The sequence below is a fragment of the Streptomyces sp. NPDC025784 genome, assembly GCF_055558435.1.
The window spans coordinates 30,837-50,894 of sequence record NZ_JBVHMN010000021.1 but is presented as its reverse complement, the minus strand read 5'-3'; the positions used below and the strand labels follow the sequence as shown (position 1 = coordinate 50,894).

Below are 20,058 nucleotides of genomic sequence, written 5' to 3'. Positions count from 1 at the left end.
GGGGTCGCTGAATCGTGGAGAACCTGATTGCGCTGCTGATCGCGGCGCCCCTGCTCGGAGCGGCCGTACTGCTGTGCGGCGGACGGCGGCTGGACGCCGTCGGCCACTGGATCGGTACGGCGCTCGCCTCGGCCTCGTTCGTGATGGGCGTCGTGCTCTTCGCCGACATGCTCGGCAAGAGCCCCGACGACCGGACCGTCAGCCAGCACCTGTTCAGCTGGATCCCGGTCGCCGGCTTCCAGGCCGACGTGTCCTTCCAGCTCGACCAGCTGTCGATGACGTTCGTGCTGCTGATCTCCGGCGTCGGCTCGCTGATCCACCTGTACTCCGTCGGGTACATGGAGCACGACGAGCGCCGCCGCCGCTTCTTCGGCTACCTGAACCTGTTCCTCGCGGCGATGCTGCTGCTCGTCCTCGCCGACAACTACCTGTTGCTGTACGTCGGCTGGGAGGGCGTGGGTCTCGCCTCGTACCTGCTGATCGGCTTCTGGCAGCACAAGCCCAGCGCCGCCACCGCCGCGAAGAAGGCCTTCCTGGTCAACCGCGTCGGCGACATGGGCCTGTCGATCGCCATCATGCTGATGTTCACGACCTTCGGGACCTTCGCGTTCGGGCCGGTCCTCGGCACCCACGAGGAGGCGGGGCTGACACAGGGCGCGAGCGAGGGCAAGCTGACCGCCATCGCCCTGATGCTGCTCCTCGCGGCCTGCGGCAAGTCCGCCCAGGTGCCGCTGCAGTCCTGGCTCGGGGACGCGATGGAGGGCCCGACCCCGGTCTCGGCCCTCATCCACGCCGCGACGATGGTGACCGCCGGTGTGTACCTCATCGTCCGCTCCGGCACGATCTTCAACGCGGCGCCCGACGCGCAGCTCGTCGTCACCGTCGTCGGTGCCGTCACGCTCCTGTTCGGTGCGATCGTCGGTTGCGCGAAGGACGACATCAAGAAGGCGCTGGCCGGCTCGACCATGTCCCAGATCGGCTACATGGTGCTGGCCGCGGGCCTCGGCCCCATCGGCTACGTCTGGGCGATCATGCACCTGGTGACGCACGGTTTCTTCAAGGCCGGGCTGTTCCTCGGCGCCGGATCGGTCATGCACGGCATGAACGACGAGGTCGACATGCGGAAGTTCGGCGGCCTCAGGAAGTACATGCCGATCACCTTCGTCACCTTCGGCCTCGGCTATCTCGCGATCATCGGCTTCCCGGGCCTGTCCGGCTTCTTCTCCAAGGACAAGATCATCGAGGCGGCCTTCGCCAAGGGCGGCACCGAGGGCTGGATCCTCGGCGGCGCGGCCCTGCTCGGCGCGGCCATCACCGCGTACTACATGACGCGCGTGATGCTCATGACCTTCTTCGGTGAGAAGCGCTGGCAGCCGGACGCGGACGGCCACGAGCCGCACCCGCACGAGTCGCCCAGGTCGATGACGGTCCCCATGATCGTGCTGGCCTTCGGATCGGTCTTCGCGGGCGGCCTGTTCAGCGTCGGCGACCGATTCCTGCACTGGCTGGAGCCGGTCACCGGGCACTCCGAAGGAGACTCGCCGGTCAGCGCCCTCACGGTCACGCTGGCCACGATGGTGCTGCTCGTCGTCGGCGCCGGAATCGCGTACGCCCAGTACGGGCGCCGTCCCGTCCCGGTGGTCGCCCCGCGGGGTTCCCTGGCCACCCGGGCCGCCCGGCGCGATCTGTACCAGGACGACTTCAACCACGTCGTGCTGGTGCGCGGCGGCGAGCACCTCACCCGCTCCCTGGTGTACGTCGACCACACGCTGGTCGACGGCGTCGTCAACGGCACGGCGGCCTCCGTGGGCGGCCTCTCCGGCCGGCTGCGCAGGCTGCAGAACGGCTATGCGCGCAGTTACGCGGTCTCGATGTTCGGCGGTGCGGCGGTCCTCATCGCCGCGACCCTGCTGATGAGGGCGGTCTGATACCGATGTCCTTTCCTCTGCTGACAGCGACGGCGGCGCTCCCGGCGCTCGGGGCGATCGCCACGGCCGCCGTGCCGGCCGCGCAGCGTGTCGCCGCGAAGTGGCTGGCGCTGCTCGTCTCCCTGGGCACCCTGGCGCTCGCCGCGGTGACCCTGGTGCGCTTCGACCCCGACGGCGCGCGCTACCAGCTCACCGAGTCCCATCCCTGGATCGCGGACTTCGGCGTGCGCTACGAACTGGGTGTGGACGGCATCGGGGTGGCGCTGGTCGCGCTCACCGCGCTGCTGATCCCGTTCATCATCCTCGCGGGCTGGCACGACGCCGACCCGCAGGAGACGGGCAGTTCACGGTGGCGTCCCACCCAGGGCTTCTTCGCGCTGATCCTCGCCGTCGAGGCGATGGTGATCATCTCGTTCGAGGCCACCGACGTCTTCCTCTTCTACATCTTCTTCGAAGCCATGCTCATCCCGATGTACTTCCTCATCGGCGGCTTCGGGGACAGGGCGCACGGCGCGTACCGGTCGGCCGGCTCCGCGGCCGAGGGGGACGCGGCCGCCGCGACACAACGCTCGTACGCCGCGGTGAAGTTCCTCCTCTACAACCTGGTCGGCGGCCTGATCATGCTGGCCGCAGTCATCGGCCTCTACGTGGTCGCCGGGAACTTCTCGCTCCAGGAGATCGTGCAGGCCCGCGCCAACGGAACGCTGGACATGGCGACCAACACGGAGCGGTGGCTCTTCCTCGGCTTCTTCTTCGCCTTCGCGGTGAAGGCGCCCCTGTGGCCGCTGCACACCTGGCTGCCGAACGCCATGGGTGAGGCCACCGCCCCGGTCGCCGTGCTGATCACGGCGGTCGTCGACAAGGTCGGCACCTTCGCGATGCTCCGCTTCTGTCTCCAGCTCTTCCCGGAGGCCTCGAAGTGGGCGACGCCCGCCATCCTCGTGCTGGCGCTCATCAGCATCGTCTACGGCGCCCTGCTCGCGGTCGGCCAGCGCGACATCAAGCGCCTGGTCGCGTACGCGTCGATCTCGCACTTCGGGTTCATCATCATGGGCATCTTCGCGATGACCAGCCAGGGCCAGTCGGGCGCGACGCTGTACATGGTCAACCACGGGATCTCGACCGCCGCCCTGATGCTGGTGGCCGGCTTCCTGATCTCGCGGCGCGGTTCGCGCCTGATCGCCGACTACGGAGGGGTGCAGAAGGTCGCACCGGTCCTCGCCGGCACCTTCCTGATCGGCGGGCTCGCCACGCTCTCGCTGCCGGGACTCGCGCCCTTCGTGAGTGAGTTCCTGGTCCTGGTCGGCACGTTCACGCGCTATCCGGTGGTCGGCATCATCGCCACCTTCGGCATCGTCCTCGCCGCGCTCTACACGCTCGTCCTCTACCAGCGGACGATGACGGGTCCGGTGAAGGCGGAGGTCGCCGAGATGCCCGACCTCAGGGTGCGCGAGCTCCTGGTGGTCGCCCCGCTGATCGCCCTGTTGATCTTCCTGGGCGTCTACCCGAAGCCCGTCACCGACATCGTCAATCCGGCGGTCAAGCAGACCATGTCAGACGTACACAAGACGGACCCCAAGCCCGAGGTGGAGGCGGCCAAGTGAGCGCAGCAGCCGTCCACAGCCTGTGGACAACCGCAGCCGATCCGATCTCGAAGATCGACGCACCGAAGATCGAATACGGGCAATTGTCGCCCACCTTGATCGTCGTCGGTGCGGCCGTCATCGGGGTTCTGATCGAGGCGTTCGTGCCGCGCAAGTCGCGCTACTACGCCCAGGTGTTCGTCGCCGTCGTCGCGCTCGCCGCCGCCTTCGCCGCGGTCGTCGCGCTCGCGGCGGGCGGATACGGCACCACGAAGGCCCACATCGCGGCGATGGGCGCCATCGCCGTCGACGGACCGGCCCTGTTCCTCCAGGGCACGATCCTGCTGGCTGGCCTGCTCGGCGTGTTCACCTTCGCCGAGCGGCGACTTGACCCGGAGGCACACGGCAACCGCGTCGACTCGTTCGCCGCACAGGCCGCGTCCGTGCCCGGCAGCGACAGCGAGAAGGCCGCCGTCAAGGCAGGGTTCACCACCACCGAGGTGTTCCCGCTCCTGCTCTTCGCCATCGCCGGCATGCTCGTCTTCCCCTCGGCCAACGACCTGCTGACGCTCTTCGTGGCCCTGGAGGTCTTCTCGCTCCCGCTGTACCTCCTGTGCGCGGTGGCCCGCCGCAAGCGGCTCATGTCGCAGGAGGCGGCGGTCAAGTACTTCCTGCTCGGCGCCTTCGCCTCCGCGTTCACCCTGTTCGGCATCGCCCTGCTCTACGGCTACGCGGGCTCCGTGTCGTACGCGACGATCGCGCAGGTCGTCGACGGCACCGTGCAGAACGTCGACCCGGCGCTCGCCGGCACCATGGGCAACGACGCGCTGCTGCTCATCGGCGCCGCCATGCTCGCCATGGGACTGCTGTTCAAGGTCGGCGCCGTGCCGTTCCACATGTGGACGCCGGACGTCTACCAGGGCGCGCCGACCCCCGTGACCGGCTTCATGGCCGCGGCGACGAAGGTGGCGGCCTTCGGCGCGCTGCTGCGCCTGCTGTACGTCGTCCTGCCGGGTCTGCGCTGGGACTGGCGGCCGGTCATGTGGGCCGTCGCGATCGTGACCATGCTGGGCGGTGCGATCGTCGCGATCACACAGACGGACATCAAGCGCCTGCTGGCGTACTCGTCGATCGCGCACGCGGGCTTCATCCTCGCGGGTGTCATCGCGACCTCGCCCGACGGCGTCTCGTCCGTCCTCTTCTACCTGGGCGCGTACTCGTTCGTCACCATCGGCGCCTTCGCCGTCGTGACGCTCGTGCGGGACGCGGGCGGCGAGGCCACCCACCTCTCCAAGTGGGCGGGGCTCGGACGCAGGTCACCGCTGGTGGCGGCGGTCTTCGCGGTGTTCCTGCTGGCCTTCGCCGGCATCCCGCTGACCTCCGGCTTCGCCGGGAAGTTCGCCGTGTTCAAGGCGGCGGCGGAGGGCGGCGCGAGCGCGCTGGTCGTGGTCGGTGTGATCTCGTCGGCGATCGCGGCGTTCTTCTACATCCGCGTCATCGTGCTCATGTTCTTCAGCGAGCCGCGGCCCGAGGGCCCGACGGTCGCCGTGCCGTCGCCGTTGACCATGACGGCGATCGGCGTGGGCGTCGCGGTCACCCTGGTGCTCGGTGTCGCGCCGCAGTACTTCCTGGACCTGGCGAGTCAGGCCGGGGTCTTCGTCCGCTGACCACGCGGGCCGGGACGTGCACAGGCGTCGGGCCCCGCTCCCTCACCGGGAGCGGGGCCCGACGCGTTGTCGGCGGACGCGGGCGAGCCGAGCCGGGCGCGCGGGGCGGGGGACTCAGGCGCACGGAGGGCAGCGATGCCGTAGCAGCCTGTGGATAACTCCGAGGGTGTCGGCGCGGAGCCCTATGGTGGCTGTCGTGGGCGAAGCACGACATACGGGGGACGACGAGCGATGAGCGGGACGGGCGGGACGGGTGCGATGACCGGAGCGGACACGACGATGACACAGGGCGACAGCGAGGCGCTGGCCACGCTCCACCGTGTCTTCGGGTACGACGCCTTCCGCGGTGAGCAGGGAGCGATCATCGAGCACGTGGTGGCCGGCGGTGACGCGGTCGTCCTGATGCCGACGGGCGGCGGCAAGTCGCTCTGCTATCAGATTCCCGCACTGGTCAGACCGGGCACCGGCGTGGTGGTCTCCCCGCTCATCGCGCTGATGCAGGACCAGGTCGACGCGCTGCGGGCGCTCGGCGTGCGCGCCGGGTTCATGAACTCCACGCAGGACTTCGACGAGCGCCGCATGGTGGAGGCGGAGCTCCTGGCGGGCGAGCTGGACGTGCTGTATCTGGCGCCCGAGCGGCTTCGCCTGGACACCACACTGGACCTGCTGTCCCGCGCGAAGATCTCCGTGTTCGCCGTCGACGAGGCGCACTGCGTGGCCCAGTGGGGCCACGACTTCCGCCCCGACTACCTCGCACTGTCCGTGCTCGGAGAGCGCTGGCCCGACGTCCCGCGGATCGCCCTGACGGCCACCGCCACCCGCGCCACGCACCAGGAGATCACCCAGCGACTGGGCATGCCGAAGGCCCGCCACTTCGAGGCGAGCTTCGACCGCCCCAACATCCAGTACCGGATCGTCGGGAAGGCCGACCCCAAGAAGCAGCTGCTGTCTTTCCTGCGCGAGGAGCACGCCGGCGACGCGGGCATCGTGTACTGCCTCTCCCGCAATTCGGTGGAGAAGACCGCCGAGTTCCTCTCCCGCAACGGCATCGAGGCGGTGCCGTACCACGCAGGCCTGGACGCCGGCACCCGCGCCGCCCACCAGTCGCGCTTCCTGCGCGAGGAGGGGCTCGTCGTGGTCGCCACCATCGCCTTCGGGATGGGCATCGACAAGCCGGACGTCCGGTTCGTCGCCCACCTCGACCTGCCGAAGTCGGTCGAGGGCTACTACCAGGAGACGGGCCGCGCCGGCCGCGACGGACTGCCGTCCACGGCCTGGATGGCGTACGGCCTTCAGGACGTGGTCCAGCAGCGCAAGCTGATCCAGGGCTCGGAGGGCGACGAGGCGTTCCGCCGCCGCGCCGCCGCCCATCTCGACGCCATGCTGGCGCTGTGCGAGACGGCCCAGTGCCGCCGGTCCCAGCTCCTCGCCTACTTCGGCCAGGAGCAGCACACCCCGGCCTGCGGCAACTGCGACACCTGCCTGACCCCGCCCGACACCTGGGACGGCACGGTCGCGGCGCAGAAGCTGCTGTCCACGGTGGTGCGATTGCAGCGCGAGCGGGGCCAGAAGTTCGGCGCCGGACAGATCATCGACATCCTGCTGGGGCGCCGCACCGCCAAGGTGATCCAGTTCGACCACGACCAGCTGTCCGTGTTCGGCATCGGCGAGGACCTGTCCGAGCCCGAGTGGCGCGGCGCCGTACGGCAGTTGCTCGCCCAGGGGCTGCTCGCCGTCGAGGGCGAGTACGGGACGCTGGTGCTCACCGAGACCAGCGGCGAGGTGCTGCGCCGCGAGCGTGAGGTGCCGCTGCGCAAGGAACCGAAGCGACAGGCCGCACCCCGCGCGTCGTCCGGGGCCAAGGGCGAGCGCAAGGCCAAGGCCGCCGCGTCCGAGCTGCCCCCGGACCTCGTCCCCGCCTTCGAGGCGCTGCGCTCCTGGCGAGCCGAGCAGGCCCGTGAGCAGGGCGTCCCGGCGTACGTCATCTTCCACGACGCCACGCTCCGCGAGATCGCCACGGTGTGGCCCACCTCGGTGGCCGGCCTGGGCGGCATCGGTGGTGTGGGCGAGAAGAAGCTGGCGACGTACGGCGAGGGAGTGCTGGAGGTGCTCGCCTCGCTGGGCGGTGCCCCCGGGGAGACCCCGGTGCCGTCCACCGGCGGGACCGCCGCCCCGTCCGTCGGCCGGGCCCCGGCCGACGACCAGGCACCGGACCCGGACTGGCCCGAGATGAGTGAGGAGCCGGAGCCGGAGGACTGGATATAGGACCCCGAGCGTCCCGGGACCGGGCCATCGGGATGCGGCACCTTGCGGTCGCCCGGCGCCGGCGCCTACGGGGGCTCGGGGCGGCGGGGTCCGACATCGCGGGGTCCGGATCGGCACGGGTTCGGCGACTCGGGGCTCGTGGTCGCGGGGCGGTGTCCGGGGACGGCAGTCATGTGGTCCGGTGCCACGGGTCCGGGCGTCCGGGGACGATGCCGAGGCGGTCGGCCACGGGGCCGGGTGCGGCCACCGGGCCCATCGAGCGGACCTCATTGCTGACCTGGCCGTGTTCGCGCAGGGTCTCCGCGAGTCCCATCCGCCGGTCGAGTCCGTGCGGGTACTTCTGTGCCACGACGACGCCGGGCAGTCGTTCCACCAGGCCTTCGGCGCGCAGCAGGTCCAGGGCCTGGCGGACGGTGTTGCGCGAGGCGCGGTAGTCCGTGCCGAGGGCGGCCTCGTGCGGCAGGGAGCCGTCCGGATAGCCGCCGGTCAGCACCTGCCGGCGGAGGCGGTCGGCGAGTTGCCGCGCGCGGTCCGCGCGCAGCCGACGCCGGCGGGCGGCGACGGGGGTCGCGCCCTGGCCGGCGTGGTCGCGGATGCGGTCGGTGAGCATGCGCCGGACGATACCGACGCGGTGCGGCGAGTGGTGTTGCTGGAGTGTTGCGCCACTTGGGCGCGCGGCGGGCGACGCCCTGACCTGCGGTTTTCGGTATCGCCGTCGAAGATCTGCCACCGCCGGCGGAGGCGGGGCGGGGGCCGATCCGGTCCCCGGGCCCCGGGCCTCCGCTGGGCCGGGCGTGTGCCCGGGCCCCTGCCCGACCCCGGGTTCCCGCTTCGAGCGGTTGCCGCACGTGTCAGGACCTGGCGCCGGAGGCGCCGGAAACGCGTGCCCCGGACGGGCCGCACCCGTGGCTCCGGGCCGTTCCCGCGGCGCCGGCCCCTAGGCCTCCGTGACGCCCACGGCGCTCGTGATGCGGCCGCGGACCTCTCCCAGCCCCACCTTGGTTCCGCCGGGGCCGGGTGCCCAGGCCGTCAGGGTCACCTCGTCGCCGTCCTCCAGGAAGGCGCGCTTGCCGTCGGGGAGTTCGAGCGGGTCACGGCCGTTCCAGGTGAGTTCCAGGAGGGAGCCGCGTTCGGCCTCGGAGGGGCCGCTGACGGTGCCGGAGCCGTACAGGTCGCCGGTACGCAGGGAGGCGCCGTTCACCGTCATGTGGGCGAGCTGTTGCGCGGCCGTCCAGTACATGGTGGAGAAGGGTGGTTCGGAGACGACGTGACCGTTGATCGCCACGGAGATCCGCAGGTCGTAGCCGCCCGGCTCCTCGGCGGAGTCGTCGAGGTAGGGGAGCAGGGGATGCGTGCGGGCGGGCGGCGCGACGAGGGCGCTGTCCAGGGCGTCGAGCGGGGTGATCCACGCCGACACCGACGTGGCGAAGGACTTGCCGAGGAAGGGGCCGAGGGGCACGTACTCCCACGCCTGGATGTCGCGCGCCGACCAGTCGTTGAGGAGGCAGAGGCCGAAGACGTGGTCGCGGAAGGAGGCGAGCGGGACGGGCGTGCCCATGGGGGAGGGGGCGCCGACCACGAAACCGACCTCCGCCTCGATGTCGAGGCGGACGGAGGGACCGAAGACGGGCTCGGCGTCGGCGGGTGCCTTCCGCTGGCCGGAGGGGCGCACGACATCCGTGCCGGACACCACGACCGTGCCGGAGCGGCCGTGGTAACCGATCGGCAGGTGCTTCCAGTTGGGGGTCAGGGAGTCGGCGGCGTCGGGCCGGAAGATCTGACCGACGTTCCGGGCGTGGTTCTCGGAGGCGTAGAAGTCGACGTAGTCCGCCACCTCGAAGGGAAGGTGCAGGGTGACCTCGGACAGCGGGTGGAAGTGCGGTTCGAGGGTCTCCCGGTGGGCCGGGACGGTCACCCAGGCCGTGAGCGCCCGGCGTACGTCGGACCAGGTGGTGCGGCCGGCCGCGAGCAGCGGGTTCAGCGTGGGCTGTGCGAGGAGCTCGGCGTACGGGGAACCGAGCGCGCGGGCGGCGGCACCCGCGTCGAGCACATGGTCGCCGAGCCGGACGCCGACGCGCCGCTCCGCGGAACCGCCCGGGTCGCCGCTCGGGGAGAACACGCCGTACGGAAGGTTGTGCGGGCCGAAGGGATCGCCCTCGGGGACATCGAAGGGGGGCATCGGTAGGTGCCTCGCTTTCGGATTCGTACGCGTCGTCTGATCCAGGTGTGCCACACGTTCTGTGTGGTCGCGGCACACGTTACGGGGGAGTGACCCTGCTGTGGCAGTGCCTAAAGAGTTTGCAATGTCCGAATTTTCCTTGTCGGACGTGGCAATTCCGGCTTAGCGTCCTTTGGGGACACGGACGGGGTGGGTCCGGTCCGTAGGGGGACGCGTGGGGGGACCCGTGGCCAGGAGCTCCAGAAGTGCGCCGGTGCACGCCGACCAGCATGTTCCGGGCCTCATCGTGAAGTTCGGCGACTATCCGCTGCACCACGGTGGGGTGGGTGCCATCCGGAGTCTGGGCCGGCTGGGCATCCCGATGTATGCGATCACCGAGGACCGTTACACACCGGCCGCGAGCTCGCGCTATCTGCGCCGCGCGTTCGTCTGGCCGACGAGGGGGACGGAGGAACCGGAACGGCTCGTCGAGGGGCTGCTGCGGATCGGCAGGCGGATCGGGCGGCCGACGGTCCTCGTGCCGACGGACGAGGAGGCCGCCGTCCTCATCGCCGAGCACCAGGACGAGTTGGGCGACCGCTTCCTCTTCCCGCGCGTGGACGCCAAGCTGCCCCGCAGGCTCGCCAGCAAGCAGGGGCTGCACGAACTGTGCGTCGAACACGGCATCCCCAGTCCCGCGGCGGCCTTTCCGCAGTCGTACGAGGACATCGTCGAGTTCGCCGAGAGCGCCCGCTTCCCCGTCGTCGCCAAGAACCGCGAGGCGTTCGTGCGCCGCAGCCGCCCCGCCGTGAACGGCACGACGCGTATCGCGACCCGCGAGGGCCTGCTGACGCTCGCCCGGGACTGGGGTCCGCAACCGGGCGTGATCCTCCAGGAGTACCTGCCCAGGGAGGACGCGGAGGACTGGATCGTGCACGCCTACTTCGACGCGGACTCGACGCCCCTCGCGATGTTCACGGGCGTCAAGGTCCGCTCCTGGCCTCCGCACGCGGGAATGACGGCGAACGCGTACGTCGTCGACAATCCGGAACTCGCCGACCTCGCCGCCCGGTTCATCAAGGAGATCGGCTTCAGCGGCATCATCGACCTCGACCTGCGCTTCGACCGGCGCGACGGGCAGTACAAGCTCCTCGACTTCAACCCGCGGATGGGCGCGCAGTTCCGTCTCTTCGAGAACGAGTCGGGGATCGACGTCGTCCGCGCCATGCATCTGGATCTGACCGGGCGTGCCGTTCCGGAGGGGGAACAGCGGGCCGGTCACCGCTACGTCGTGGAGAACATCGACCTGCCGGCGCTGCTCGCCTACCGGCGCAGCGGCTACACGACACCGCACGCACCGACTCGCGCGAGCGGTACGGAGCTGGCCTGGCTCGCGGGCGACGACCTGCGGCCGTTCTTCACGATGCTCGCGCGCTTCGTGCGGCCGGGCGCGAAGCACCTGTATCAGCTGTGGCGCACCCATCGCCGCGGCAGCACCACCACGAAGTGACGGCAGACGTCCGACGTCCTGGGGAGGGGACTTCGTGATTCATCCGGTAGCAGTCATCGGTGCCGGGCCGTTCGGCCTGTCGACCGCGGCCCATCTGAGGGCCCGCGGTGTCCCGGTGCGTGTCTTCGGCGAGCCCATGGTGAGCTGGCGCGACCACATGCCCGAGGGAATGCTCCTCAAGTCGACCCCGGCCGCATCCACCATCGACGCCCCGCAGCGCGGGCACACACTCCTCGACTACTGCGACGCGGCCGGGACACCGCGCCTCGTCACGGACGAGGACATCATCCCCGTCGAGACGTTCATCGCGTACGGCGAGTGGTTCCAGCGGAAGCTGGTGCCCGAGCTGGAGCGGGTGCGGGTCGTCTCCGTCGACCGCAAGGCCGGCCGCGGCCGCTCCGGCGGCTCCGCCCGCTCCGGTGCCGCCGAGAGCCCGGACGGCTTCGAACTCAAGCTGGACTCCGGGGAGTTGTTCACCGCGCGGGCCGTCGTGGTGGCCACCGGCCTGTCCGGACTCGACCATCTGCCTCCCGAGCTCGCGAGCGTGGCGGCCGACGGGCCCACCCCCACGGGCCCCGTCTCGCACAGCTCCCAGCACCACGACCTGAGCCGGTTCTCCGGCAAGGAGCTGATCGTCGTCGGCGCCGGCCAGTCCGCCCTGGAGACGGCGGCGCTCGCGGCGGAGGCGGGTGCGCGGGTACGGGTGGTGTCCCGCGGCAAGGGCGCCGTGGCCTTCGGCGCGCCCCCGTGGAACCAGCCGAGGCTGCGCCCCGAGTCCCCCTTCGGCCGCGCCTGGTCCCTGTGGGCCCTGAGCTACTACCCGCAGCCCTATCGCTACCTGCCCGCGCGGGCCCGGCACTACTTGGTGCGCCGGGTGCTCGGCCCGCTCGGCGCCTGGTGGCTGCGCGACCGCTTCGAGGGCAAGGTCGAGGTCCGCGAGGTCCAGCGGATCGTCCGCGCCCAGGTGCGCGAGGGCAGTCCCGTCCTGACCGTCCGGACCCATGAGGGCCGGGCCGAGGAGCTCTGCGCCGACCATGTCGTCGCGGCGACCGGCTATCGCGTCGACATCGCTGCGATGGACTTCCTGGGGCACGAGCTGCGCACCGAACTGGCGGTCAGCCGCGGCACTCCGAGGCTGGGCGCGGGCTACCGCTCCTCCGTCCGCGGCCTGTACTTCACCGGGCTGCCGGCGGCGTCCTCGTACGGGCCGGTGATGCGGTTCGTGTGCGGGACGGAGTTCGCCTCGCCCCGGCTGGCCGGACATCTGACCGCCGCACACAGGTGAGTTGAGGGAGGGGCGCCGCGGGCGAGGCGGCGCCCCTCGTCCGTGCCCGGCTGTGGAGAAGGGGCGCCTTCGCGTACCGCGCGCACGGGTTGTACGGCGAACTGCCCCTGTCGCCCGGACGGTGAGGGGCGTTGCGGGCGGGATACCGGACGTCGTCCGGTTCACGGCGGGCCGTTGAGTCGTGCGATCCGTATTCTTCGGATCATGGCCGCTCCGACTGCATATTCACTCATCGCCACTGACCTGGACGGAACGCTGCTGCGCGGCGACGACACCCTCTCCGACCGGTCGCGGGCCGCGCTGGCGAGGGTGGCCGAGGCGGGTGCCCGGCATCTCGTGGTGACGGGCCGTCCCGCACCGAGGGTGCGACCGCTGCTGGACGAACTCGGCGGCGAGGGGCTGGCGGTGTGCGGTCAGGGAGCGCAACTGTACGACGCCGGGGCGGACCGGATGCTGTGGTCGGTGACCCTGGACAGGGAACTGGCGGAGACGGCGCTCGGCAAGATTGAGGCGGAAGTCGGCCTGCTGTACGCGGCGGTTGACCAGGACGGCGTGGACGGGCTGACCCTGATCGAACCGGGCTACGTGATGCCCCACCCGACGCTCCCGGCGGTACGGGTGCGGCGGCGCGACGACCTGTGGACGGAGCCCATCAGCAAGGTGCTGCTCCGTCACCCTTCCCTGAGCGACGACGAGTTGGCGTCGGCGGCACGGTCGGTGGTCGGCTCGCTGGCGACGGTCACCATGTCGGGGCCGGGCACCGTCGAACTCCAGCCATGCGGTGTGACCAAGGCGACGGGTCTGGCCCTCGCCGCGGCGCACCTCGGTCTCGCGCCCGCCGAGACCCTCGCCTTCGGCGACATGCCCAATGACATCCCCATGTTCGACTGGGCGGCCCGCGGGATCGCCATGGCCAACGCGCATCCGGAACTGAAGGCGGTGGCCGACGAGGTGACCTTGTCGAACGAGGACGACGGCATCGCGGTCGTGCTGGAACGGCTCTTCGGGGTGTAGACGTCCGGTCGCGGTGCGGATGTCCTTCCGGGCGCGGACACCCCGACAGGAGAAAAGCGGAGAAAGACGGACAAAGATTCTCATTCGGGGCGCGGGCGGAGGTCCGTCGCGCGCCCCGAGGAGGCGATGTGCCGCTGTCGCCGGGTCAGTACGCTCCGTTGACGTTGTCGATCGAGCCGTACTTCGCCGCGGCGTAGTTGCAGGCGGCCGTGATGTTCGCGACCGGGTCGTACGGGTCCATCGAGGTGCCGGGGACGTGGTAGGCCTTGAAGGTGGGGTCGATCACCTGGAGGAGGCCCTTCGAGGGGATGCCGGCCTTGGCGTTGGAGTCCCAGTTGTTGATGGCACGGGGGTTGCCGGAGGACTCGCGCATCACGTTGCGGTGGATGCCGTTGTACGTGCCGGGTATGCGCGCCTTGGCCATGATGTCCAGGGAGTGCTTGATCCAGCCGTCGAGGTTGTTGGTGTACGTCTTGCCGGAGGAGGGGGCCCCTGCCGCCGGTGCGGCCTTGGTCAGCGGGGACACCACGCCGGTCGCGAGGTTCTTCGTACCCACCGTCAGCACCAGTCCAGGGCGCAGGTGGGCGGCGTCGGGGCCGATGACGGCCTTGTTCGCGTCGTACAGCGCCTGCCAGCCACCGCTCGACGGGTTCTTCTTCGCGACGGTCTGGAGGGTGTCGCCGGCGACCACGGTGTAGGTGAGGAGCTGCACCTGGGGGACGGTCGCCCGGACGGTCTGGGTCGCGGTGGCGGCCTGGGCGCCGGTGGCGCTCAGGAGGGGGAGCGCGAGGGCGACTCCGCCCACACCGGCGGCGAGCACGCCACGGGTGACGAGGGGGCTGGTCCTGAAGCGGCGGTTCATGAGTCGTCCGGACATGGCGGTTTCCTCTCCTGCGCCTGCGAGGTGAGCTGTCGGGTTCGGGCGGGGAGGTGCCCGGCCGCGCTCTCTGTGCGGCTTGACCCCGAGTCGTTCCGGTTTGTCCCGGATCGACGGTTTGCCTGGGTTCCCCCGCTCCTGCCGTGTGTGCGTGGGTGGGTGGGTCCGGGCGGCGGCAGGATTCGGCGATCCGCCCGGGATCGACGTGAACGTATGCGAGAGCACATGTCGGGAACAAGGTCTGAATTTCGGACGAAGATCGCTTTCAGCTGATTAAAGCGACGTCGATTCGTCCGATTCAACCGGAATTGGTTCCTCAACTTGCCTTTAGCAAAGGGGTTCTGTGAAGGCGGCGTAAATTCCCGGTCGAGGGTGTACGTGACCCAACTCACGAGACCAAGGCGAATCAAAGCGGCAAGACCGGCAACTCGGACATCATGCCCCGATGGGCTATGTGTACGAGTTGGGCAATTCGGACATCGGCAGGGCGGTGGTCCGAGGGGGGCAAATCGGGCAACTCGGGCAGGGTGTAGGAGGTTCCGTGGGGCCGGGCGGCCGCGCGTCCGGCCGCCCCGGCGGGCGGGGCCGGGCCGGTGGCGGCCCTAGCCCGCCGTGCGCGGGATCCGCTTCTCCCACGTCCGGTGGAAGACCACCTCGTCGCCGTCCCTGCAGATGACCTCGTCGGAGGCGATGAACTCCTCTTCGGAGCAGGTGAGTTCCGATCGCGTCGTCACCCGGGCGTCCCAGGGGAGGCCGGGGCGGTGGAAGCGGACCGACCAGGCCGAGCGGGCGCGCGCCGACAAGGGGCCGGACTCGTCGATCGTGTACGACTCCCCGACGTCCTCCGTGACTTCGAGGCCGTCCGGGTGGATACGGGTGCCTTCGTGACGGACGTCGGTCTCCAGGCGCCACTCGCCCTTGGCGACGTCGTGCACGAGGAGCCGCTCGGGGCGCGGCTCGTCCAGCGTCGCGGGGGAGGCCGCCCCGAGGGGCGCGGACTGCTCCGGCTCCTCGAAGACGATCGCCGGGTCCGACTCCCGTGCCCTCACCGGGAGTTCGAGGGCGCCGGCCGCCGGGTCCAGGGTGAAGCCGGTCTCCGGACCGGGCTGGGGCCAGACCCACGGCCAGTACGCGGAGGAGACGGCGAGCCGGACGTGATGCCCGGGCGGGAACGCGTGACCGATGGGGGCCAGCTCGACGAGCACGTCCTCCGTCGCGCCCGGCACCCACGTCGTGGCCCGGTCGCTGCCGTGGCGCGCCGACAGGTTCAGCACGCCCCGGGTGACGAGCGTCGAGGCGCCGTCGGGAGCCACGTCGCACAGCCGGGCGATCACCTGGCCCCGGGGGGAGTGCGAGGTCAGCCGCAGCCGGACCGCCGGGCGGCCCAGGACCCAGGTCTCCTCCGTGACCTCGAACTCGAAGCAGACCGAGCGGGCGTCCTCCTCGCGCTGGTCCGGGGGCAGGTCGGCGTCGTGGCCGTGCGGGACGGTGCGGCCCGCGTCCACCCCGGTGTGCTGCGGCGAGCGCACCGTCACCGGGTCGCCCTGGAGCGCGTACGTGACCCGGGTCACGGTGGGGGACGGCCACACGGGATCACCCACCCAGCGGCCGGTGATCACCGGGTACGTCGTCGCCGGGGGGCGCGCGTCCATGACGTACGAGCGCAGGAGCGGTTCCGCCATGATGCCGCCGGGGCCGGGGCCGGGGCCGGGGCCGGGGCCGGGGCCGGGGCCGGGGCCGGGGTCTGGGTCTGGGGCGGGGTCGGGGTCTGGGGCGGGCGTCGCCGGGGTGCGCAGCCAGTGGTCCCACCAGCGCAGGGTCTCCTGGAGGAAGCCGATCGCCGGGCCGGGCGGCCGGTCCCGGTCGGGGTAGTGGTGCGACCACGGGCCGATCACTCCGCGTACGCGATCGGGTGGCAGGTGCTCGACCAGACGCAGCACCGTGTCGCGGTACGGGTCGTGCCAGCCGCCGACCGCCAGGACCGCCGCCCGGATCGCTCCGTAGTTCTCGCGGACGCTCCCGTGGCGCCAGTACGCGTCCCGGGTCTGGTGCTCCAGCCAGGTGTGGACGGGTGGCTCCACCGCTTGGAGCCGCTTCACCCACATGTCCCGCCACATCACCTCGCCCACGTGCGCGGGGTCCGGGGGAAGGGCGGCGGAGGCGAGCGTCGCGGCCGACCGGGCGTGCAGGCCGGCGGCCCGTACGGAACCTCCTGCGTAGTGGACGTCGTTGTCGTAGCGGTCGTCCGTGGAGCAGACCGCGACGACCGCCTTGAGCGGCTCGGGTGCGAGGGCCGCGATCCGGAGAGAGCCGAAGCCGCCCCAGGAGATGCCGAACATGCCGACGCTTCCCGTGCACCAGTGCTGGGCGGCCAGCCAGTTGACCACCTCCACGCCGTCGTCCAGCTCCTCCTGCGTGTGCGCGTCCGCCGGCACGCCCTCCGAATTGCCGTGCCCGCGGATGTCCACGCGGACGGAGGCGTAGCCGTGGCCCGCGTACCAGGGGTGACGCTGCCAGTCGCGGGGCGCGGTCCGGTCCGTGAGGCGGTGCGGAAGGTATTCGAGAAGAGCGGGTACGCGTTCCTCGGTCAGCGGGCGCCAGACGCGCGCGTACAGACGGGTGCCGTCCGGGAGAGGGATCCAGAGGTCCTCGTGGGCGGTCTCGTACGGGAAGGATGTACGGATGTGCATGATCATCGCGCTCCCGGGCCCGGCGGAGCCGTGGGACTCGGGCGGTTCGGCACGGTCGTGGGGCGTGGTCTGTCGGGGCGGCCCGGCGGGCCCTTGCGGTGCGTGGGGCGCGCTGGGTGCGTGGGGGTGACCTCGGTGGACGGCGCCGTGCACGGCGTCCACCGAGGGGATGCGTTCCGCCGTGTGCGTGCGTCCGGCCAGGTGATGCCGACCGGTCGGCGACGAGGGCCGGCTGCCGGGCTCGGCTCGGCACAGGTTCGGGACACGGCCACCCACTTCCGGTTGCCTCGGAACGTATCGCCACATGTCGCCGGGTATCGGCTGGTCGTGAACATACCGTTGGTGATCGGATACCGCCCGGGCATGGAGGTGCCTCCTGCCGGAGCCAAGTCGACCGGGGGACGGTGGGCGCTCGTGGTGATCGAAACGTGACCGGATACGCTGACTTGAGTGATGGCAGCGACACATCGACAAACCGTGTCATCGACCGAATGATCGACCGAGTTTCGCCATGTGATCGTCAGCAGACAGGAGAACCTCTCGTGACCGTCGTCGGGCCGTTCGGGCTGAGCGTGCGGGACCAGGCTCTCGAAGCCGATGTCCAGGCCGGATTGGCGGCTGTCGAGGAGGGTTTGCTCGAAGCCACCAAGAGCGAGGTCCCCTTCATCACGGAAGCCGCCCAGCACCTCGTGCGGGCCGGCGGGAAGCGGTTCCGGCCGCTCCTCGTGACGCTCGCCGCGCAGTTCGGCGATCCCTACGCGCCGGGTGTCGTGCCCTCGGCGGTGGTCGTCGAGCTCACCCACCTCGCCACGCTGTACCACGACGACGTGATGGACGAGGCGGACGTGCGGCGCGGGGTGCCGAGCGCCAACACCCGCTGGGACAACTCGGTCGCCGTCCTGACCGGCGACTTCCTCTTCGCCCGTGCCTCCTACATCCTGGCCGACCTCGGGCCCGAGGCGGTCCGCATCCAGGCCGAGGCCTTCGAACGGCTGGTCACCGGCCAGATCCTGGAGACCGCGGGGCCGCGCGACGGGCGCGACCCGGTCGATCACTACCTCGACGTCCTGGGCGGCAAGACCGGTTCGCTGGTCGCCGTCGCCTGCCGGTTCGGCGCGATGATGTCGGGCGCCGACGAGACGGTCGTCGACGTGCTCACCCAGTACGGGGAGCGTCTCGGTGTCGCCTTCCAGCTCGCGGACGACGTGCTGGACATCGCGTCCGACTCGCACGAGTCCGGCAAGACGCCCGGCACGGACCTGCGCGAGGGCATCCCCACGCTGCCGGTGCTCCGGCTGCGTGAGCGCGCGGAGCGGCTCGGGCTCGCGGACGACATCGCGCTGTGCGAGCTGCTCGACTCCGACCTCACCGACGACGCCCGGCACGCCGAGGCGCTGGCCCGGCTGCGGTCCCACCCGGCCCTGGAGCAGGCGCGGCGGGACACCGTGCGGTACGCGGAGGAGGCGCGTGCGGCGCTGGCTCCGTTGCCGGAGTGTGATGCCAAGGCGGCGCTCGTGGAGCTGGTGGACGCGGTGGTGCACCGGGCCGGCTGACCTGGTCCTCCGGGCCCGGTCCACGTCCTGGCCCCGGCCCACGCCCCGGCCCTGGTTCGCGCCTCTGCCCCGGTCCACGCCCGGCTCGTGGTCTCTGGTCTCGGGCCGGCTCTCCGTGCCCTCTGATCGGCCTGGACGGCCTCGTCCTCAAGCGCCGGACGGGCGAGCCGTCGTGTCCGGTCCCAGGGGGTTTCGGCGTGTTCGGGGCTCACCCGGGAGTGTGACGTGTGTCACTGAGTTGGAATGAGTCCAGGGTCAGATCAGGTCCGTACTCATGCCCAGAAGCTGACGCAGGGGGCGTCGGCTGAAGTACGGGGAGAAAACAGAATCATGGGATCGAACGCCACGATCAGTACGCGTCGCAAGGGTCTGATCCTGACCGGTGTCGCGGTCGCCGCCGCGGCCGGTGTCGCCGCCGCCGTCATCCCGGCGGTCGCCGACAGCGGCAGTCACCGTGAAGGCCACGGCACGAGCCACTCCGCGCACGACGACCGGACCATCGTCACGCAGAGCGGCGTCATGGGAGGCGGCGGCGGGACCATCCTCGCCACCAGCCTGCGCGGCGCCAACGAGGTGCCCGTCCAGGGCGGCCCCGCCGTCGGCGACAAGGACGGCGCGGCACTGGAGTTCATCAAGGTCAAGGGCAACAAGGTGTCCGTCGCCGTGACCTGGCGCGGCACCGGCAGGCCGACCCTGCTCCACATCCACCAGGGGGCCAAGGGCGCCAACGGCGGCGTCAAGGTCGACTTCACCGGGCTGCTCGGCAGGATCAGGCACCACAGCGTCGTCGGCACCGTCGAGGTCGAGGACGCGGCCCTGCTCGACGCGCTGAAGACCGACCCCGGTTCCTTCTACGCCAATCTGCACACCGCCGAGTTCCCCGGCGGTGCCGTGCGCGGCCAGCTCCACAAGGTCACCGGCACCTTCGACTTCCACAACGCCCTGGGCAACTTCCAGGCCTCGGTCGTCCGGGGCAGGCAGATCTACGAGTGCAAGACCGCCGAGGACGGCGGCCGGGCCTTCGTCCAGCGCGACGTCTCGGCCCGGCTCGGCGGCCACATCGCCCACTCGTTCGTGAAGCCCGGCTCCGGGACGCCGCAGTGGGTCGCGCCCGACGGCAGTGCCGTCACCGGCGCACTGATCTCCAAGACCCCGAACGGCGACAAGAACATCCCCGAGCTGGACCTCAAGGCCACTGGTTCCGGCAAGCACCACGGTCTGCTGGCCGGAACGCAGGAGATCCTCCGCCTCAACACCGTGGGCGGCGTCGCCCCCGCCGGGTCCTGCACACCGGGCACCGTGGTGGGCGTGCCCTACCAGGCGGACTACGTGTTCGTGCAGCGCTGACCCCGCAGGCGGCCGCGCCCGGCCCGGTGCCGGGCGCGGCGGCCCGTCGGCCCGGACGGTGTCTCCCCCGACCCCTACGGGTCGGGGGAGACACCGCCTCCCCGCGTCATACCGCAGGAGTACGCGGAGTTGAGTCCGGGGTCTGACGCTTCCCTCCGGCCGATTTGGTCAGATGGATAAC

General features: G+C 71.1%; 12 protein-coding genes, 1 pseudogene and 1 riboswitch. Of the genes and pseudogenes, 9 read left to right on the top strand and 4 right to left on the bottom strand.

All coding sequences use genetic code 11. The annotated features are described in order from the left end of the window. Positions 1–14: 14 nt before the first annotated feature. The 4 genes from nuoL to recQ all read left to right on the top strand — a co-directional run bounded on the left by nuoL (position 15) and on the right by recQ (position 7,443). Entirely contained in the window at positions 15–1,928 is a 1,914-nt protein-coding gene (nuoL, locus tag ACZ4IF_RS35760) for an NADH-quinone oxidoreductase subunit L (RefSeq protein ID WP_467570652.1), read from the top strand. 5 nt (positions 1,929–1,933) lie between these two features. After that, positions 1,934–3,532, top strand: coding sequence for an NADH-quinone oxidoreductase subunit M (locus ACZ4IF_RS35755; protein WP_359499244.1), 1,599 nt, complete (start codon positions 1,934–1,936; stop codon positions 3,530–3,532). Continuing rightward, positions 3,529–5,178, top strand: coding sequence for an NADH-quinone oxidoreductase subunit NuoN (gene nuoN / locus ACZ4IF_RS35750; RefSeq protein WP_359499241.1), 1,650 nt, complete (start codon positions 3,529–3,531; stop codon positions 5,176–5,178). The genes ACZ4IF_RS35755 and nuoN overlap by 4 nt, the downstream gene beginning before the upstream one ends. Positions 5,179–5,409: 231 nt before the next feature. Continuing rightward, on the top strand, positions 5,410–7,443 hold the full coding sequence (gene recQ / locus ACZ4IF_RS35745; protein WP_467570648.1) for a DNA helicase RecQ: 2,034 nt from the start codon (positions 5,410–5,412) through the stop codon (positions 7,441–7,443). A 199-nt stretch (positions 7,444–7,642) separates the two neighbouring features. On the opposite strand, the pseudogene ACZ4IF_RS35740 reads toward recQ, so the two are convergent. Further along, a pseudogene (locus ACZ4IF_RS35740) lies at positions 7,643–8,053 on the bottom strand (GntR family transcriptional regulator); the annotation flags it as partial. A 327-nt stretch (positions 8,054–8,380) separates the two neighbouring features. Then, positions 8,381–9,622 carry a fumarylacetoacetase gene (gene fahA, locus ACZ4IF_RS35735; RefSeq protein ID WP_467570645.1) on the bottom strand — a complete coding sequence of 414 codons (1,242 nt, stop codon included), beginning with the start codon at positions 9,620–9,622 and terminating at the stop codon, positions 8,381–8,383. Between the two features lie 253 nt (positions 9,623–9,875). Between fahA and ACZ4IF_RS35730 the strand changes: the two genes are divergently transcribed. The 3 genes from ACZ4IF_RS35730 to ACZ4IF_RS35720 all read left to right on the top strand — a co-directional run bounded on the left by ACZ4IF_RS35730 (position 9,876) and on the right by ACZ4IF_RS35720 (position 13,410). Beyond that, complete coding sequence (locus ACZ4IF_RS35730; RefSeq protein WP_467570643.1) at positions 9,876–11,111, top strand: carboxylate--amine ligase; 1,236 nt, start codon at positions 9,876–9,878, stop codon at positions 11,109–11,111. A 34-nt stretch (positions 11,112–11,145) separates the two neighbouring features. Then, complete coding sequence (locus ACZ4IF_RS35725; RefSeq protein WP_467570640.1) at positions 11,146–12,396, top strand: FAD-dependent oxidoreductase; 1,251 nt, start codon at positions 11,146–11,148, stop codon at positions 12,394–12,396. 204 nt (positions 12,397–12,600) lie between these two features. Continuing rightward, entirely contained in the window at positions 12,601–13,410 is an 810-nt protein-coding gene (locus ACZ4IF_RS35720; protein ID WP_467570638.1) for an HAD family hydrolase, read from the top strand. A gap of 145 nt (positions 13,411–13,555) precedes the next feature. Here the strand turns inward: ACZ4IF_RS35720 and ACZ4IF_RS35715 are convergent, their stop codons facing one another. Further along, complete coding sequence (locus ACZ4IF_RS35715; protein WP_467570635.1) at positions 13,556–14,287, bottom strand: LysM peptidoglycan-binding domain-containing protein; 732 nt, start codon at positions 14,285–14,287, stop codon at positions 13,556–13,558. Positions 14,288–14,309: 22 nt separating this feature from the next. After that, a riboswitch (cyclic di-AMP (ydaO/yuaA leader) is annotated at positions 14,310–14,423 on the bottom strand. A 466-nt stretch (positions 14,424–14,889) separates the two neighbouring features. Further along, complete coding sequence (locus ACZ4IF_RS35710; RefSeq protein ID WP_467570633.1) at positions 14,890–16,977, bottom strand: CocE/NonD family hydrolase; 2,088 nt, start codon at positions 16,975–16,977, stop codon at positions 14,890–14,892. Between the two features lie 542 nt (positions 16,978–17,519). Between ACZ4IF_RS35710 and ACZ4IF_RS35705 the strand changes: the two genes are divergently transcribed. Together ACZ4IF_RS35705 and ACZ4IF_RS35700 are read left to right on the top strand one after the other, a co-directional pair. Further along, the gene (locus ACZ4IF_RS35705) at positions 17,520–18,530 is read left to right on the top strand and encodes a polyprenyl synthetase family protein (protein ID WP_467570630.1); all 1,011 of its coding nucleotides are present in this window, start codon (positions 17,520–17,522) and stop codon (positions 18,528–18,530) included. Between the two features lie 330 nt (positions 18,531–18,860). Next, on the top strand, positions 18,861–19,877 hold the full coding sequence (locus ACZ4IF_RS35700) for a CHRD domain-containing protein (protein ID WP_467570627.1): 1,017 nt from the start codon (positions 18,861–18,863) through the stop codon (positions 19,875–19,877). The last annotated feature ends 181 nt before the right edge of the window (positions 19,878–20,058 follow it).

Excerpts from the sequence above, each read along its gene's own strand:
- ACZ4IF_RS35755 (WP_359499244.1), top strand. The coding sequence starts at position 1,934 with ATGTCCTTTCCTCTGCTGACAGCGACGGCGGCGCTCCCGGCGCTCGGG.
- recQ (WP_467570648.1), top strand. The coding sequence starts at position 5,410 with ATGAGCGGGACGGGCGGGACGGGTGCGATGACCGGAGCGGACACGACG.
- fahA (WP_467570645.1), bottom strand. The coding sequence starts at position 9,622 with ATGCCCCCCTTCGATGTCCCCGAGGGCGATCCCTTCGGCCCGCACAAC.
- ACZ4IF_RS35720 (WP_467570638.1), top strand. The coding sequence starts at position 12,601 with ATGGCCGCTCCGACTGCATATTCACTCATCGCCACTGACCTGGACGGA.
- ACZ4IF_RS35715 (WP_467570635.1), bottom strand. The coding sequence starts at position 14,287 with ATGTCCGGACGACTCATGAACCGCCGCTTCAGGACCAGCCCCCTCGTC.
- ACZ4IF_RS35710 (WP_467570633.1), bottom strand. The coding sequence starts at position 16,977 with ATGCACATCCGTACATCCTTCCCGTACGAGACCGCCCACGAGGACCTC.
- ACZ4IF_RS35700 (WP_467570627.1), top strand. The coding sequence starts at position 18,861 with ATGGGATCGAACGCCACGATCAGTACGCGTCGCAAGGGTCTGATCCTG.